This is a genomic window from Prevotella sp. khp7 (assembly GCF_900109055.1).
Lineage (GTDB): Bacteria > Bacteroidota > Bacteroidia > Bacteroidales > Bacteroidaceae > Prevotella.
In genome coordinates this window covers 773976-790222 of sequence record NZ_FOIV01000003.1, presented here as the reverse complement: position 1 = coordinate 790222, position 16247 = coordinate 773976, and the positions used below count along the sequence as shown (strand labels likewise).

The window sequence follows — 16247 nt, the reverse complement described above, 5'->3', positions numbered from 1 at the left end:
CCCATAGGGCCGTCATCCTGCACGCTACTTGGCTGGTTCAGACTTCCGTCCATTGACCAATATTCCTCACTGCTGCCTCCCGTAGGAGTTTGGACCGTGTCTCAGTTCCAATGTGGGGGACCTTCCTCTCAGAACCCCTACTGATCGTGGGCTTGGTGGGCCGTTACCCCGCCAACAACCTAATCAGACGCATCCCCATCCCATAGCGGTAAACCTTTGGTATTATTCAGATGTCCTCATGATACAACATAGAGCATTAATCCGACTTTCGCCGGGCTATTCTCTACTATGGGGAAGGTTGGATACGCGTTACTCACCCGTGCGCCGGTCGCCATCAATCAAAGCAAGCTTCGATCATGCTGCCCCTCGACTTGCATGTGTTAAGCCTGTAGCTAGCGTTCATCCTGAGCCAGGATCAAACTCTTCATTGTATAAAATATCTTTGATATTTTCTACGAGTCTTCGTCGTCGCTCGGAAATTGAAAGCAAGCTTTCATTTCTCTCGCTCCTAGAAGCCTTGTAAATATAATCATTATCTGTCTCAGAACGACTATCCAAATTCAAGAAATTGAAACGGTTCGTTTCTTTCTACCCAAGAGCATCTCTGCTCTCGCTTCTTGTACTACTTCTGTCTATGTAAATCTTTCAAAGAACTCTTTCTTTTGTGCCTCAGCCCTGTTTTTGAGCGAAAGCGAGTGCAAAGGTACAACAAATATCAATACCCTCCAAATTTTTAAAAGAAAAAATTCCCAAAAACATTAAAGTTTTCGGGAATCATTACAAACAAAATCTACACCTTATATATTATATATAGGCTATTCGTAGATTTCATCAATATCATTACTTCCTACGACCTCGTCGACAAACGAACAAGGATCATAGCCTGCTGGCAAATCGAAGATGGCATTCTCATTATATCCGAGCTGAGCATCTTTATATACCTGCTGCATGTAGAGCGCATAAATAGGCAGAGCTCCAGAAGCCCCCTGACCCATGGCCATAGAGTCGAAATGAATATCACGATCGTCGCCTCCAACCCAGCATGCATTAACAAGCGTTGGGGTAATGCCAACAAACCATGCATCACTATTATTATTTGTCGTACCTGTCTTACCAGCGATATCACCTTTGAGATTATATTTGAAACGCAGTCGAGAGGCCGTACCACCATCTACGACATTCTTCAGCATATAGATCATTTTATTAGCACTTTCTTCGCTGATAACTTCATTCATGCGCGGTTGGAACTGGGCTATCACATTACCTTCACTATCCTCAATCTTGGTCACAAACATACAGGCCGCACGGATGCCATGATTGACAAATGCCGTATAAGCACTGGCCATTTCACCTACACTGATATCACAAGGCCCCAAACAGAGCGCCATTGATGGGTGTATCTCAGGATTGCGAATACCATATTCATGAAGCAAATCAACAAAGGCCTGTGGATTCAGTTTACTCATCAGGTAGGCTGATATCCAGTTGTTTGACTGCTGAAGTCCCCACTTCAAGGTAACCATCTCGCCGTAACGGGCCCGACTGCTGTTTCGCGGTGTCCATGCCTGACCGGCTACTACATAGGTTTGCTGCACATTGGGAGCCAAGTCGCATGGTGAAAAGCCATTCTCCATAGCCAGAGAATAAAGATAAGGCTTTATCGTTGAGCCCACCTGGCGACGACCATCCATCACCATATCATAGGAGAAATGCTCATAATCCAGTCCTCCGACATATGCCTTGACATGACCGTTCTGCGGACAAACACTGATAAAGCCTGTACGAAGGAATGACTTATAATACTTAATTGAATCAATCGGCGTCATCACTGTATCCACATCACCATGATAAGTAAAGATAGTCATGCTTGTCGGCGTACGGAATGCCTTCTTGATTTCCTCATCTGAAGCACCATCTTCATGCATCACCCTATATCGCTCGCTCTGACGAATAGAACGATTTAATATCTGAGTTATCTGACTAGCCGTCAGGTTATTAGAATAAGGTGCATTCGATTTTCTTGCATTTTCCTTGTTGAAGGCTGGCTGCAAGAACTTAACAACATGCTGATATGCAGCTTCCTCGGCATAGCGCTGCATACGGGAATCGATGGTGGTATAAACCTTTAAGCCATCGGTATAGATATTGTAATTATCACCATTCCGTTTCTTGTTTTTATTACACCAGCCATACAATGGATCCGTCTCCCAATTGATAGAATCGTTGTAATACTTAACCATATTCCACGACGGATATAAAGAACGTTCGGGCTTCTTGGCCGTCATATAACGACGAAGATATTCGCGGAAATACACTGCAAGTCCTTCTCTATGATCAGCCACATGGAACTTCAATGTCAGGGGCTCCGCAGAATATTTTTCATACTCTTCCCGAGACAGATAACCGCCTTTCAGCATCTGCGCAAGAACGACATTACGACGGTCGCGGCTACGTTCAGGATACCTGACGGGGTTGAAATATGACGGGTTCTTACACAATCCGACAAGCGTTGCCGACTCCGTCACCGTTAAATCCTTCGGTTCCTTACTGAAATAGACATTTGCAGCGGTTTTGATTCCCACAGCATTATGAAGGAAATCGAAATAATTCAGATACATCGTAATAATCTCATCCTTGGTGTAGTTACGCTCAAGTTTTACAGCTATTACCCACTCTATCGGCTTTTGCAGCAAGCGTTCAAGTGTAGAGTTCGCATGCTCAGAATATAACTGCTTGGCCAGCTGCTGCGTGATAGTCGAGCCACCACCCGCACTCTTCTGGCCGAGAATGCCTCGTTTAATAACTGCACGTCCTAATGCATAGAAGTCGATTCCAGAGTGATCATAGAATCGGGCATCCTCCGTTGCAACCAGCGCATGGACAAGCGATGGAGAGATCTTAGTATAGTCGACCATCACACGATTCTCTCGATTAAAGTTCCATGTTCCCAACAGCCTTCCATCAGCAGAATATATCTGTGTGGCAAAGCGATTTATTGGGTTCTGCAAGTCTTCAATTGGCGGCATATATCCTATCCATCCTTTGTCAATGGCATAGAAAGCCGCTGCGGTTCCTAACACGGAAATGGTTAATAATGTCCACAGAAAATAGACAAATAGCTTTCTCATATCTATAAAATCGTCACTTTTTTAAGTATCTTGCTGCAAAATTACGATTTTCTTCTAAATTATCGCACGTAAATCAAAAATAATGTGTAATTTTGTGCCAACAAAATAAAAACAAGGGATGGAAAAGCATAATTTTGTAACCATAGCCGACCTCACTCGAGAGAAAATACTCTACATGATTGAGATGGCAGAGGAGTTTGAGAAGCACCCGAACAGGGAACTATTAAAAGGAAAAGTAGTAGCTACGCTTTTCTTTGAGCCATCAACTCGCACACGTCTTAGTTTTGAAACTGCCGCTAACAGGCTTGGTGCCCGCGTTATTGGATTTGCTGATCCCAAAATAACCAGCGGAACTAAAGGAGAAACACTGAAAGACACGATACTAATGGTTTCAAATTATGCTGATGTCATTGTGATGCGCCATTATATAGAAGGAGCAGCTGTATACGCTTCAGAAGTCGCACCCGTTCCTATCATCAACGCTGGCGACGGAGCGCACCAGCATCCATCACAGTGTATGCTTGACCTATATTCCATCTATAAGACTCAAGGAACTCTGGAGAATCTTAATATATATATGGTGGGCGATTTGAAATATGGACGCACCGTTCATTCACTGCTTATGGCCATGAGGCATTTTAATCCGACCTTTCACTTTGTGGCGCCTAAGGAACTGGCTATGCCCAATGAATATAAGTTATACTGCAAAGAGCACGGCATCAAATATCAGGAGCACACGGCTTTCAATGAGAAGGTGATTGCCGACGCAGATATTCTCTATATGACTCGCGTACAGAAAGAACGTTTCTCAGATTTGATGGAATATGAGCGTGTAAAGAACGTATATGTGCTTACTAACGATATGTTGAAGAACGCAAAGCCTAATATGAAGATTCTGCATCCCCTGCCCCGTGTGAATGAAATTTCCTACGATGTGGATGAGAATCCTCATGCATATTATATTCAGCAAGCAGGCAACGGGCTCTTTGCCCGTGAGGCAATTTTCTGTGATGTCTTAGGTATATCACTCGACGAAGTACGTAACGATAAAACCATCATCCTATGAACAAGAAAGAAAGACTGGTAGCAGCCATTGAGCATGGCACCGTTATCGACCACATACCAGCTGACAAGACTTATCAGGTAGCCAGTCTGCTGGGGCTTTTCGACCTGAAGACTCCTGTCACCCTCGGATTTAACTATCCTTCACAAAAGGTTGGCAGCAAAGGTATTATCAAAGTATCAGACAAGTTCTTCACCGATGATGAGATTTCACGTCTCTCAGTGGTGGCACCTAATGTTATTCTAAGCATTATTCGCGATTACGAGGTTGTAGAAAAGAAAGCTGTGGTAACCCCAGATGAGATTAAGGGGATTGTGAAGTGCAACAATCCTAAGTGTATAACAAACAACGAACCCATGACCACTCACTTTCATGTGACTGATGGTATCCTGACATGCCATTACTGCGAGAAAGAGCAAGACATTAATAAGGTAGAGTTAGTATAATCCCAATAAACAAAACAATGAACAGAGACAACACTATTTTTGAGTTGATTGAGAAAGAGCATCAGCGCCAGTTGAAGGGCATCGAGCTGATTGCGAGTGAGAATTTCGTAAGCGACCAGGTCATGGAGGCCATGGGTTCTTACCTGACTAACAAGTACGCAGAGGGTTATCCTGGTCACCGTTACTATGGCGGCTGTCAGGTTGTGGACGAGGTTGAGCAACTTGCTATCGACCGCGTTTGTAAGCTTTTCGGTGCTGAGTATGCCAATGTACAGCCCCACTCTGGAGCTCAGGCTAATGCTGCAGTGCTGTTGGCCGTACTGAAGCCAGGTGATACTTTCATGGGTCTGAACCTCGACCATGGTGGTCACCTTTCACACGGTTCTCACGTTAACACATCAGGTCTGATCTACAACCCTATCGGCTATAACCTCAACAAGGAAACTGGCCGTGTAGACTATGACGAGATGGAGGCCCTTGCCCTCGAGCACAAGCCCAAGTTGATTATCGGCGGTGGTAGCGCTTACAGCCGTGAGTGGGATTACAAGCGTATGCGTGAGATTGCCGACAAGGTTGGCGCTCTGCTGATGATTGATATGGCTCACCCCGCAGGTCTGATCGCTGCAGGTCTGCTCGACAACCCTGTAAAGTATGCTCATATCGTTACCTCTACAACACACAAGACTCTGCGTGGTCCTCGTGGTGGTATCATCCTGATGGGTAAGGACTTCGAAAATCCTTGGGGACTGAAAACACCAAAGGGTGTAGTGAAGATGATGAGCCAATTACTCAACTCTGCCGTTTTCCCTGGTCAGCAGGGTGGTCCTCTGGAGCATGTGATTGCTGCTAAGGCCGTTGCATTCGGTGAGGCTCTGCAGCCCGAGTTCAAGGAGTGGGCTAAACAGGTTCAGAAGAACGCTAAGGTTCTGGCAGATGAACTGATTAAGCGTGGCTTCGGTATCGTGAGCGGTGGTACAGACAACCACTCTATGCTGGTTGACCTCCGTTCTAAGTATCCCGAACTGACAGGTAAGGTAGCAGAGAATGCGCTCGTAGCTGCTGACATCACCGTCAACAAGAACATGGTTCCATTCGATAGCCGCAGCGCATTCCAGACCTCAGGTATTCGTCTCGGAACACCTGCAATCACCACCCGTGGTGCCAAGGAGGATCTGATGATTCAGATTGCTGCATGGATTGAGGAAGTTCTGAATGATCCAGAGAATGAGCAGGTAATTGCTTCTGTTCGTGCTCGTGTCAACGAGAAGATGAAGGAATATCCTCTCTTTGCTTATTAATTGAGCATAACTAAAAAAATAAAAGCCCCGCCAGTTGGCGGGGCTTTTATTTAAACTTTTATCTTCTTCTAGACCTTGCGGCATTTCTTCTGGTTGCTGCAGGCTTTTCATTCTTAGTAATAGTCACCTTTTTATCCATTGAATATCTTAATGTATATTCTCCCATGGCATAAGTATACTTCCAATCGATATAGTAGTTCTTCTGCTTCTTCAACTGTACATCAGCAGAAGAAACACTACTATTTGGGCCAAGATACTTACCATCCCACTCAACAGTCTTCTGAGCTACGTTGTCGTTATAGAAGGTGTAACCCTTCAGGACAATACCTGGCCCATCTGCATCCATTGAGATGGTACAACCGACGGTATAAATGGTATCCTTACCTGTGATATCTTTACCAGTATCCCACTCACAGGTCAGGAATTTCGTCAGATCCTTCGGCTTCTCAACAATGATCTGTACATAGTCGGTATGCTTGCCGTCCTGAGAAGTAACAGTAACATTCGCCTTACCTTCCGCAACAGCCTTAATTCTGCCTTGTGCATCGACTGTAACGACATCATTGTCGGACGACTTCCATGTAAGAACCAACTTATCCTTATTGAATAAATGTTCGTCGAGATCCAGACTGTCGCCAACAGTCATCTGGATAGTGTCTTTATTAATAAAGAGGTGTCTATACTGTGTAACCGTCAGATATTGCCTCAATTCAGTATTACCAAACTTCTCGGCGCTTTCAAAGAGAACGTTACATTTTCTTTCTTTTATCTTCTTATCGAACTTAAGAACCTCCAGTTTCTGAACGAACTGGTCTTCACCAAGATCCTCATTACCCACCTTCTGAACCCAATCGTCCTCAGGATAAACATCAACGGTAATATTGGCATTCACAAGAATATCAAATATGCCACCATTCTCATCTATGGATATCGAATTGACATCTAATGAAAAAACAGGGTCAAATTTCTGCATAATCTTAAATTTTACCGTAATATCATTATATACAACGGAGATAATGGCATCACGCACATTACCACTATTATTCTTGGCAACATTCAGAGTCAGCGTACGATCCTCAAGTCCTCTTGTCTTTGAAACAACACTGATCCATGACGAGGCAACCGACGGGATTTCTACAGTATATCTTTCACCAATGTTAGTTCTAAGAGGAACCTCAATAGTTCCACCCTTCATTTCTGCTTCAAATGTATTCACTCCTTTTAGTTCAACCCAATCCATCTGAGCCTGACTTACAGTGAATGTTCTTGTAGTCTTACCATCCTTAATATCCGACAATGTGATGGTGGCAGTACGATCATCGTATGTTTTATTGGCATATACACTAATGAAAATCATTGATTTTTTTAAATCAAATCTAGGATGACACCAATCTTGATCAGACTTTATATCATAGAATGTCAAATCTTCATTTCTTAATAGAATTGAGTCTAATCCGCTTTCGGATGTTGAGAATGATACATTTTTAAGCAACAGCTCTGGTAAACGACTTTCATAGTCTTCACTACAAGAAATAAAGCCAGTACCAACGACTGCAAACATTAGAAGTATCCCGAAAAGTTTTAATGTTTTCATATTCATAATTTTAATAGTGTTATATATTATCGCCTGCAAAGATACAAACTTTTTGGAGAATCTGCATCTTTATTCTAATAATTTAATTATTTTTTCAATGTAACCTGTAGCGGATGCTCTATAGAACGGAGGAACCAGCCGATTCTGGCGTTCCATTCTTCTGCCGTCCTTACATCGTATTTCGACCATGCAGAACCGAAATAATAGGTAAAATGCCCTCCTTGATAATTAGGGATAATGCCTAAGGCATGACCATCCTTTCTTTTTATCTCTACTTCTCCATGGGGGAATATGGCGGCTACATAAAGCGGGGCATGGTGTACATCTGGTTGATCAGTCGGATCGGTATAGGCCACATAGTTGCGCCCTAAAACGACAGATTCCTGATCTTCTTTCTGGACGACGACCCCAGAACACAAAGAAACAGGTTTAGAAAGGCCGTCATACCACACTTCCATTCTGTTAAAGTTCGACCCTTTATCAAGTCTGATGACGCGTGTCTCACGGATGGTATCACCACAAACCGCACGTGGACTCTGATGCAGACACACTTCAAAGCGCAACGGCCCACGGGTGATGACCTCATAACTTTCAAAACAATATGGCATGACGATACTGTCACCCATCAGCAGGGCAGGCGCCCCACATCCCAAGGTAGCACCTACCTTATATGGGTCGAAGCCCTTTCCATGATCGTGGTGATAGGAATTAATACGATAAAGCGAGTCGCCGCGATGACGGTCTATCCGGCGTAAGGAGTCGACCTTGGGCATCATCACCACATCTTCTATATAATAACGGTCATTGACCACAAGCTCGGGGGTGTTTTTTGTCCACACGTCGATGCCATAGCTCCGTTCACCCGTTCGTTCCAATGCCGGACCATACACACGATAGGCACCACGGTCGTTCTCCCAAGCAAAGTCGTCCTTTCGCTCTGGATGGAGCGCTCCGTCGCAGAAAATTGGGAAATCGTGCGTCGCCCCTTTCCTGATGGTATAGGTATTCTTACCACCTTTTCTGACATAGGCACCAATGAGCAATTTACCATTAGGTGTCAGCTGACTGGGCACATCAAGTCCAGCACGATCGAGCACACGAAGGCTATCACTGCTAGTTCCCAACCACAAACAAACAGAATCAAGCGGCAACTCGATGATCTCTTCACGATACTCATCAGTAGGGTTAGTCACCTCAACGCATATCTGAGCATCGGCATTTGCCGTCAAACAGGCCAGCAAGCAACAAAACAAGAACCTACAACATCTCATTTCAATTCTGCATTAAAATGGTTGATGGCCTGACGGAACAGGTGATTACGAGTATTGCCACCGAAAATGCTGTGATTGCGGTTGGTATAGACCAACTGGCGGAAATCCTTATCGGCCTGAACAAGTGCCTCTACATATTCTGCCGTATTCTGATAATGTACATTGTCGTCGGCCAGGCCGTGACAGAGGAGCAGTGCACCATGCAATTGCGAAGCCCGGGCAATAGGATTCACTTCGTCGTAGCCTTTCTGGTTCTCCTTAGGAGTACGCATATATCGTTCTGTATAGATAGAGTCATAATAGCGCCAACAGGTTGGTGGTGCTATAGCCACACCGGCACGGAACACAGGACGCCCCTCAGACATTGACATCAATGTATTCCATCCACCATAGGACCAGCCCCAGATGCCGATACGATCTTTATCGACATAAGCCTGCTGCCCCAACCACAAAGCAGTCTCAACCTGATCGCGAGACTCCAGTTCGCCTAATCTCAGATAGGTACACTTCTCAAAATCAGCACCACGTCCACCAGTACCACGATTATCAACACAGACACAGATATACCCCTGCTGACACAAATACTGCTCTAGAATCGCGCCATTGCCATTCATACCGATTCCCCATTGGTTAAGCACCTGCTGATTACCGGGACCACCATACTGATACATGATGACCGGATACTTCTTTGAGACGTCGAAATCGGCAGGCTTTACCATCCAGCCATTAAGTTGAACACCCTCAGAAGTGGTAAACGTAAAGAGTTCTTTCTTTCCTAAATCATAAGCAGAAAGCGTCTCTACCAGTTCGTGATTGTCAATCATCGTCTGTAGAGTTTTACCATTGTTCTGACAGAGTGTATACTGAACAGGATGGTCAAGGTCGCTCCATATATTGATGAAGAACTTGAAATTCTTGCTAAAGATTGCATTGTTTACGCCAGATCGCTTTGATAGCACTTCTATTTTACCATTGGCATGAGCGACCATTACCTGCTGATCGGTAGGACCTTTCGGATTAGCGGCAAAATAGGTATCACCAGTCTGTTCGTCATAGCCATAAACACTCTTCACCACATACTTATCGGTTACAATCTGTCGCAATAACTGACCATTCAGGTTGTAAAGATACAAATGATTATAGCCATCACGCTCACTGGGCAACAGAATATGTTTGTCTGTCAACAATACGTCTTCCAGTGTTTCCTCCTTAATATATTTATCGACCTTATCTTCAATAGCCAACTGGCAAACGGTAGATAATGGATTAGCCATATATATACGAAGCACATCCTGATGACGATTCATTGTGAAGACGGCAACCTTCGACGGGTCACTCGTCGCCTTGATACGTGGGATATAGCCATCGACGTCCATCGGAACAGCTATTGTCCTCGTCTGGTGCGACTGAATGTCATAGCTATGCACACTGACTTTCGAGTTCACTTGTCCAGGAACAGGATATTTATATGTATAGTCTCCTGGATATTCAGCAAACTCAGAGCGCTCTGGCTTCATCCCCTTAAAAAGCTGCATGGAATATTGCTTCACTGCACTCTCGTCATAGCGTATCCAAACAATCTGTCGCGAATCGGCTGAGAATACCATTGACGAATTAGTAGAGAACTCCTCCTCATATACCCAATCAGGAATACCATTAATTATTTCATTGCGCTTGCCGTCTTTCGTCACTTGACTTTCTGCATTGTCATATAGTAACTTTACCAACCAGATATTATTATCCCTTATAAAAGCTATTAGATTTCCATCGGGCGAGAACATTGGTGTTTGCTGAGGGCCACCGTCTGAAAGCGGCTCCAACTTGTTGTTCCTTACATTATATATATAATAGGTAGCGGTATATGAGCGACGATAGATAGGCTTGGTCTGTGTTTGTATCAACATACGACTGCCATCAGGACTCAGAATATAACCCTCCACCTGTTCAATAGAAGCACCACGGGCTGTTGTCGCATCGAATAAAACACCAGTCTCCTTTCCAGTACGGAATGAATAGGTTACTATCCGTTTCCCATCATCACTAATCTGAGCATAGGTTTCCCCATCGGCCATCTGTCGAACTTCAGTCATCGTCTTCGAACGGAACTTGCCTGCCGTAATATCTTTCAAGTTAAAATTCTCCCCAGCAACAGATGGGACACCTATTGCCAAAAGACTCACTAACATAAAGTTTCCTAATACTGATTTTATCATTATCCTTTGTATTTAATTATTTCCGTTTCACGGTGCAAAGATAATGATTATTTTTCAAGAATCACTGAAAATCCTGATAATTGTTGTTTCTCAATAGCATATCCAAGCTAACGTTCTTGTTTTGCGACATATAGCGTTGAATCTTCTGTACATATCTGTTCTGAAATGCCCGCTTACCCATAGCTTTATTCACCACCCACTGAATCTTACCCATGTGGAGGTCACACTCCAGTTGGCTCATCTCTCTGTCTGTTGGCATCGGATATAAACTTAAGAGATAGAATCCCACACAATCAGGTACAATGTAGTGGCGGTTCATCATCGATAATTGTTCTTTCGAATACCCATATTCAGCTTTCAAATATAGAGGATTGTCTGAACCGAGATACTTATCAAGACAGATGCCTATCGTATTATTACCAACTATAATACTCTGGTCCAATGCGCCTATTTGGGCATACACTTCTGGAGCCTCCATTCCATGGATGTTCTCTTTCAGATATTTGAATGCCGAAGTCAAATCCCTATTAATATCATCCATACTAGCATATTGCTGTTCTGCCTCTGCTATCAGAAACTGTAGGACTGAGTCCTGATAGAATCGTAGGAATTTCGTGTTGATCTGCTGGTCATTCACCTTTCCTATATGGAGAACATCTTCTATCAGCGTGCGGGTTTGCATAGGATATACAGTATTCATCTGCTGTAATGCTGAAAAATCGCCTGTAGTCAAATACAGACTCTGCACACGGTCATAGCGGTCAACAGCAATCTCATAATCATCTTCTGACATGAACTGCCATTCACAACTGATACATCCCAGCATGACTATCAATAGAAAATAATATATCTTATGCACTAAACTAAATGTTATATATATGTTAAATAACGACGCAAAATTACTAAAAATTATTTTAAAATCCAAATTTTAACCTAAAAAAGATAAAAAATAGTATAATAAACTGCACACTTTTGTTTATTTGTGTAAAAAAAGAGCGTGGTTTGAATGATTTTAAGTACCTTTGTCCATCACTAAAACAAACATAACAAATGAAGAAAAGAACACTCTCGGCAACATTCCTTGCCCTTATAACAACCGTAGCTTCTGCTCAACAGGTACTAACCATTCATATCAGTAACCCGTCAAGAAACGACCGGATTGACGAACCTATTGTTATTCCTCTGAGCAAATATGGCGACATCAAGTCGGCTGTTGTTTCTGCCGGAAGTCAGGAAATACCCTGTCAACTCGACGATCTGAATCAGGACGATATTTTCGATGAGCTATGCTTTCTCGCCAACCTTAAAGGTAAAGAGCAGAAAAAATACTCTATAAAACTCTATGCCGAAGGTGAGCCACGTCAATATCCAGCCCGTGTCTACGCAGAGATGCTGCTCCGCAACGACAAAGTAAAGGAAAAAAACAAGCACAACAACTTCATTGAGTCCATTACGGCCCGAGGCGACTGTGCCAACTCTTACAACATACAACACCACCATGGTGTAGACTTTGAAAGTGAGCTCAACGGCATACGTATTTACTTCGACAGTCGCCAAACACTTGATCTCTATGGTAAATACCAGAAGCGGTTGGAACTAAAAGACACACAATTCTATACATCTAAAGGACAAAAGACAGAAGGATATGGCGACGACGTGCTTTGGGTAGGTAACACCTTTGGGCTGGGGGCCTTCCGTGGCTGGGACGGTCAGCAGCCAACTATGATCGATCCAGTCAGCAGTCGCACTCAGCGCATCATCTCTTATGGTCCACTGCGTACCATTGTCGAAGTTATTGACAAGAAATGGAAGCCTTACACTGATAAGCCAACCATCACAATGACTCTTCGCTACACCCAATATGCCGGTCATCGCGACACTGATGTCGATGTATTCTTCGACAAAGATGTTAAAGACTATCTCTTTTCAACGGGTATTATCAATGTGAAGGAATCTGCGGAATTCTCTGACCAAAAAGGACTCCGAGCTTGTTGGGGTACCGACTGGCCTTCAAGCGACCATGAAAACTTCAAGCCCGAGACCGTCGGACTAGGCATCTATATTCCTCAAGCATTCATCAAAAGCGAAGAGCCTGCCAATATAGATAATTATGCTTTTGTAGTTAATACGCCCAACAAACATCTCAACTACAAAATTATCTACTGTTCCGACAACGAAACCTTCGGCTACCACTCAGCGCAAGAATGGTTTGCCTTTCTCAAAGCTTGGAAAAAAGAGATATTGCAACCTGTTAAGGTAGACTACTAAACACCTTACGTCCTTTTACATAATACTGCCAGAGTAAAGAGAATGGTCTTTGCTCTGGTATTTCTTTTGCCACACGGCTATTCTGAATCGTCATACGATCAGACTCAAAGTTTTTCCGCCAGTGTTTGTATGCCCGTCGTGCCCGATACACCGCTTTAAAATCTCCCAAATTCCGCTTCAATATCAGCATCTCCCAAGCTGCCAGATAATCAAGCCACCAGCGCCATCGCATCACAGGTTTCAGTTCCTCATCTGGCAGACACTTGTAGAGCATCGTTAGATTATTGCGGAAATTCAGAAATGTCTTCATCGGGTTAGCCTTCGGTAAAGTGCCACCTCCTACATGGTAAACATAGCTCTCCGGCAAACAGACTATTCTGCGACCACGAATACGCAATCGCCAACAGAGATCAATCTCTTCATTATGAGCAAAAAAGCGGCCGTCAAGTCCACCAACTTCCCAATAATCCTTAGAACGAATCATCAGAGCAGCCCCCGTTGCCCAAAAAATGTCTGAGGCATAATTGTATTGTCCGTTATCCTCCTCTACCGTTTCAAAAATTCTACCACGGCAGAAAGGATAACCAAAGCGGTCGAGGTATCCCCCACTCGCTCCCGCATACTCAAAACTATCCCTGTCTGAAATAGAAAGTAACTTCGGCTGACATGCCGCAATATCCTGATGACTATCCAAATATTCCGTCATTGGCGTCAGCCAATGATGTGTCACCTCAATATCCGAATTCAGCAAAAGATAGTACTCAGCCTCTATCTGCTGAAGAGCCTTGTTATAGCCTTCTGCAAATCCCCAGTTCTTCTCCAACTGGATAAGTCGTGCTTCAGGAAAATGTGTTCTGAGCATATCCATCGAATGATCGGTCGAAGCATTGTCGGCCACATAGACAGCAGCCTCACCTTTTGAATATTGCAACACCGACGGCAGATACTTTCTGAGCATTGCCTCGCCATTCCAATTTAGAATCACAATTGCCACCTTCTCCATTTCACGCGTACCTTAATTATTTATATAATAGAGACTTTGAGTGACTGTTTGTCGGCAGTCAACTCACCCAACCTAACCTTAATCAGTTGATTGTCTAATGCCGGATCGGCCTCTTTAGGCGATAATTCAACTCGGATATAATTCCTTGTAAATCCATGCATTGCCCTACCTCTCGTTGCTTTCTCAAACAACACCTCTGCCTCCTGACCAATATATTTCTGATAGAAAGCAACGGTCTTTTCATCAGACATTTCCAGCAATCGTTTCGAGCGCAACTTCTTATCCCTCTCACTCACTACATAAGGAATGCTCAAGGCCGATGTCCCTGGGCGCTCTGAGTATGGAAACACGTGCAACTGCGTAACATCAAGTGCTTGCAAGAATTCATACGTTTCCTCAAAACACTCAGGCGTCTCGCCTCTACACCCCACCATTACGTCAACACCGATAAATGCGTCTGGCATGTGTGTTTTAATTAAGTGTATTTTGTCTGCAAACAGCTGTCGGTCATAATGACGATGCATCAGTTTCAATACAGTATCACTACCACTCTGCAGAGGTATATGAAAATGAGGCATAAAAGCCCTACTCTGAGCACAATACTCAATCAGCTCATCCGACAACAAATCTGGCTCGAGCGAACTGATACGATATCGCCGAATCTGCTCTACGTCATCGAGTGCCTTCACCAAATCGATGAAACTTTCACCCGTAGTCTTGCCGAAATCGCCAATATTTACTCCAGTCAATACAATTTCCTTACCGCCTTCAACTGCAGCCTGCTCTGCTTGACTCACCAACGAGGCAATTGTCGGATTTCTTGAGAATCCTCTGGCATAAGGTATGGTACAATATGTACAGAAATAGTCGCAGCCATCTTGAACCTTCAGGAAATATCGTGTACGGTTACCCCTCGAGCAACTCGGCGCAAAGGTCTTGATATTCTTTGTCTTCTGGGTAAACACATTCCGCTCACCTCCAGAACTCCAAGCATCGGATAAGAACTGAATCAGACTAGATTTCTCGTTAGACCCCAGCACAAGACTGACTCCATCAATCTTAGCAACCTCTTCAGCCTCCAACTGCGCATAACAACCTGTCACCACAACAAAAGCTCCAGGATTCTCCCTTACCATACGATGAATTTGCTGGCGGCATTTCTTGTCAGCAACCTCAGTCACGGAACAAGTATTGATCAGACAGATGTCTGCCCGTTCTCCCTTTCTGACTGTCCGTACCCCCAACTCTTGAAGCATCTTCCCAAAAGTAGATGTCTCTGAGAAATTCAATTTGCAGCCAAGTGTATAATAGGCAGCCGTCTTACCTTGAAAGGCCGATGTATCTATCATATATAAAATAGGTGTTTCTGTTTACGGCCACAAAGGTACATCTTTTTTCCCGATTATCATCAATTTTTAGTATTTTTCCGATAGGCAGGCATATAATGCAATTTTTAACATTTCATATCTTATTGATTTTCAGTGCATTGCTAAAAAGTTACAAAAAAGGTCGAAAAAAAAACGAAAAAAATGATACGTTGTATTAAAAATATGATTACCTTTGCATCGTTTTAATAAACAAATGATTGTTTTACAGATTTAAAAAGCTTAGAAAAAATGAAAAAATTGGTATTCATGTTCGTAGCAGTTGCTGCTATCTCTTTCGCTTCATGTGGTAACAAGGCTCAGGCTCCTGTACAGGACACTGACTCAATCGCTGAGGTAGTTGACACCGTAGCTGACAGCCTCGTTGCTGACACTGTTGCTGCTGATTCAGTTCAGTAATCTACGGACTATTGAGAGAAACAGGAGGCCGCAGGACGAGAGTCCTGTGGCCTCTTCTTTTTTTATTAACCTCATCTTATGCATGTAACTCTCTTTTTTCGAATCCAGCTTTACATTTATTCAAATAAAAACAGATGTCCCGAGAGCTTGTGACCCTCGGGACGCTGCGTCATAATAAA

12 protein-coding genes and 1 rRNA gene are annotated in these 16247 nt (G+C 43.6%); 5 read left to right on the top strand and 8 right to left on the bottom strand.

What is annotated here, in order from left to right; all coding sequences use genetic code 11:
* Window positions 1-431, bottom strand: a 16S ribosomal RNA gene (locus BMX82_RS10355); the annotation flags it as partial.
* Between the two features lie 384 nt (window positions 432-815).
* A complete protein-coding gene (locus tag BMX82_RS10350) occupies window positions 816-3128 on the bottom strand; it encodes a transglycosylase domain-containing protein (protein ID WP_091768549.1) in 2313 nt (770 codons plus the stop codon).
* A 118-nt stretch (window positions 3129-3246) separates the two neighbouring features.
* Here BMX82_RS10350 and pyrB point away from each other — a divergent pair, with 118 nt between their 5' ends.
* The 3 genes from pyrB to glyA are packed head-to-tail and all read left to right on the top strand — an operon-like array spanning window position 3247 to window position 5935.
* Window positions 3247-4194 carry an aspartate carbamoyltransferase gene (gene pyrB / locus BMX82_RS10345; protein ID WP_036910903.1) on the top strand — a complete coding sequence of 316 codons (948 nt, stop codon included), beginning with the start codon at window positions 3247-3249 and terminating at the stop codon, window positions 4192-4194.
* A complete protein-coding gene (locus BMX82_RS10340) occupies window positions 4191-4637 on the top strand; it encodes an aspartate carbamoyltransferase regulatory subunit (protein WP_036910904.1) in 447 nt (148 codons plus the stop codon). The genes pyrB and BMX82_RS10340 overlap by 4 nt, the downstream gene beginning before the upstream one ends.
* A gap of 17 nt (window positions 4638-4654) precedes the next feature.
* Complete coding sequence (gene glyA, locus BMX82_RS10335; RefSeq protein WP_036910906.1) at window positions 4655-5935, top strand: serine hydroxymethyltransferase; 1281 nt, start codon at window positions 4655-4657, stop codon at window positions 5933-5935.
* 58 nt (window positions 5936-5993) lie between these two features.
* Here the strand turns inward: glyA and BMX82_RS10330 are convergent, their stop codons facing one another.
* The 4 genes from BMX82_RS10330 to BMX82_RS10315 form a co-directional block, all read right to left on the bottom strand.
* Window positions 5994-7496 carry a BACON domain-containing protein gene (locus tag BMX82_RS10330; protein WP_255396590.1) on the bottom strand — a complete coding sequence of 501 codons (1503 nt, stop codon included), beginning with the start codon at window positions 7494-7496 and terminating at the stop codon, window positions 5994-5996.
* A 119-nt stretch (window positions 7497-7615) separates the two neighbouring features.
* Window positions 7616-8800, bottom strand: a complete 1185-nt coding sequence (locus BMX82_RS10325) for a DUF4861 family protein (RefSeq protein ID WP_091768543.1) — start codon at window positions 8798-8800, stop codon at window positions 7616-7618.
* Window positions 8797-11013, bottom strand: a complete 2217-nt coding sequence (locus tag BMX82_RS10320; protein WP_036910912.1) for a S9 family peptidase — start codon at window positions 11011-11013, stop codon at window positions 8797-8799. The genes BMX82_RS10325 and BMX82_RS10320 overlap by 4 nt, the downstream gene beginning before the upstream one ends.
* Window positions 11014-11074: 61 nt before the next feature.
* Window positions 11075-11872 (bottom strand): gliding motility protein GldB-related protein, encoded by a 798-nt coding sequence (locus tag BMX82_RS10315; protein ID WP_036910914.1) that lies wholly within the window; start codon window positions 11870-11872, stop codon window positions 11075-11077.
* 191 nt (window positions 11873-12063) lie between these two features.
* Between BMX82_RS10315 and BMX82_RS10310 the strand changes: the two genes are divergently transcribed.
* The gene (locus BMX82_RS10310; protein ID WP_036910916.1) at window positions 12064-13281 is read left to right on the top strand and encodes a DUF4861 domain-containing protein; all 1218 of its coding nucleotides are present in this window, start codon (window positions 12064-12066) and stop codon (window positions 13279-13281) included.
* Here BMX82_RS10310 and BMX82_RS10305 read toward each other — a convergent pair.
* A complete protein-coding gene (locus tag BMX82_RS10305; protein ID WP_036910918.1) occupies window positions 13265-14284 on the bottom strand; it encodes a glycosyltransferase family 2 protein in 1020 nt (339 codons plus the stop codon). The two genes, BMX82_RS10310 and BMX82_RS10305, sit on opposite strands and share 17 nt — an antisense overlap.
* 20 nt (window positions 14285-14304) lie before the next feature.
* A complete protein-coding gene (gene mtaB, locus BMX82_RS10300) occupies window positions 14305-15633 on the bottom strand; it encodes a tRNA (N(6)-L-threonylcarbamoyladenosine(37)-C(2))-methylthiotransferase MtaB (protein WP_036910919.1) in 1329 nt (442 codons plus the stop codon).
* A gap of 267 nt (window positions 15634-15900) precedes the next feature.
* Here mtaB and BMX82_RS13055 point away from each other — a divergent pair, with 267 nt between their 5' ends.
* A complete protein-coding gene (locus BMX82_RS13055; protein WP_177172077.1) occupies window positions 15901-16068 on the top strand; it encodes a PG1828 family lipoprotein in 168 nt (55 codons plus the stop codon).
* Window positions 16069-16247 lie beyond the last annotated feature (179 nt).

Coding starts and splice junctions, on each gene's coding strand:
- BMX82_RS10330 (WP_255396590.1), bottom strand. CDS start 7,496: ATGTTTGCAGTCGTTGGTACTGGCTTTATTTCTTGTAGTGAAGACTAT.
- pyrB (WP_036910903.1), top strand. CDS start 3,247: ATGGAAAAGCATAATTTTGTAACCATAGCCGACCTCACTCGAGAGAAA.
- BMX82_RS13055 (WP_177172077.1), top strand. CDS start 15,901: ATGAAAAAATTGGTATTCATGTTCGTAGCAGTTGCTGCTATCTCTTTC.
- BMX82_RS10325 (WP_091768543.1), bottom strand. CDS start 8,800: ATGAGATGTTGTAGGTTCTTGTTTTGTTGCTTGCTGGCCTGTTTGACG.
- BMX82_RS10310 (WP_036910916.1), top strand. CDS start 12,064: ATGAAGAAAAGAACACTCTCGGCAACATTCCTTGCCCTTATAACAACC.
- BMX82_RS10350 (WP_091768549.1), bottom strand. CDS start 3,128: ATGAGAAAGCTATTTGTCTATTTTCTGTGGACATTATTAACCATTTCC.
- BMX82_RS10340 (WP_036910904.1), top strand. CDS start 4,191: ATGAACAAGAAAGAAAGACTGGTAGCAGCCATTGAGCATGGCACCGTT.
- glyA (WP_036910906.1), top strand. CDS start 4,655: ATGAACAGAGACAACACTATTTTTGAGTTGATTGAGAAAGAGCATCAG.
- mtaB (WP_036910919.1), bottom strand. CDS start 15,633: ATGATAGATACATCGGCCTTTCAAGGTAAGACGGCTGCCTATTATACA.
- BMX82_RS10305 (WP_036910918.1), bottom strand. CDS start 14,284: ATGGAGAAGGTGGCAATTGTGATTCTAAATTGGAATGGCGAGGCAATG.
- BMX82_RS10320 (WP_036910912.1), bottom strand. CDS start 11,013: ATGATAAAATCAGTATTAGGAAACTTTATGTTAGTGAGTCTTTTGGCA.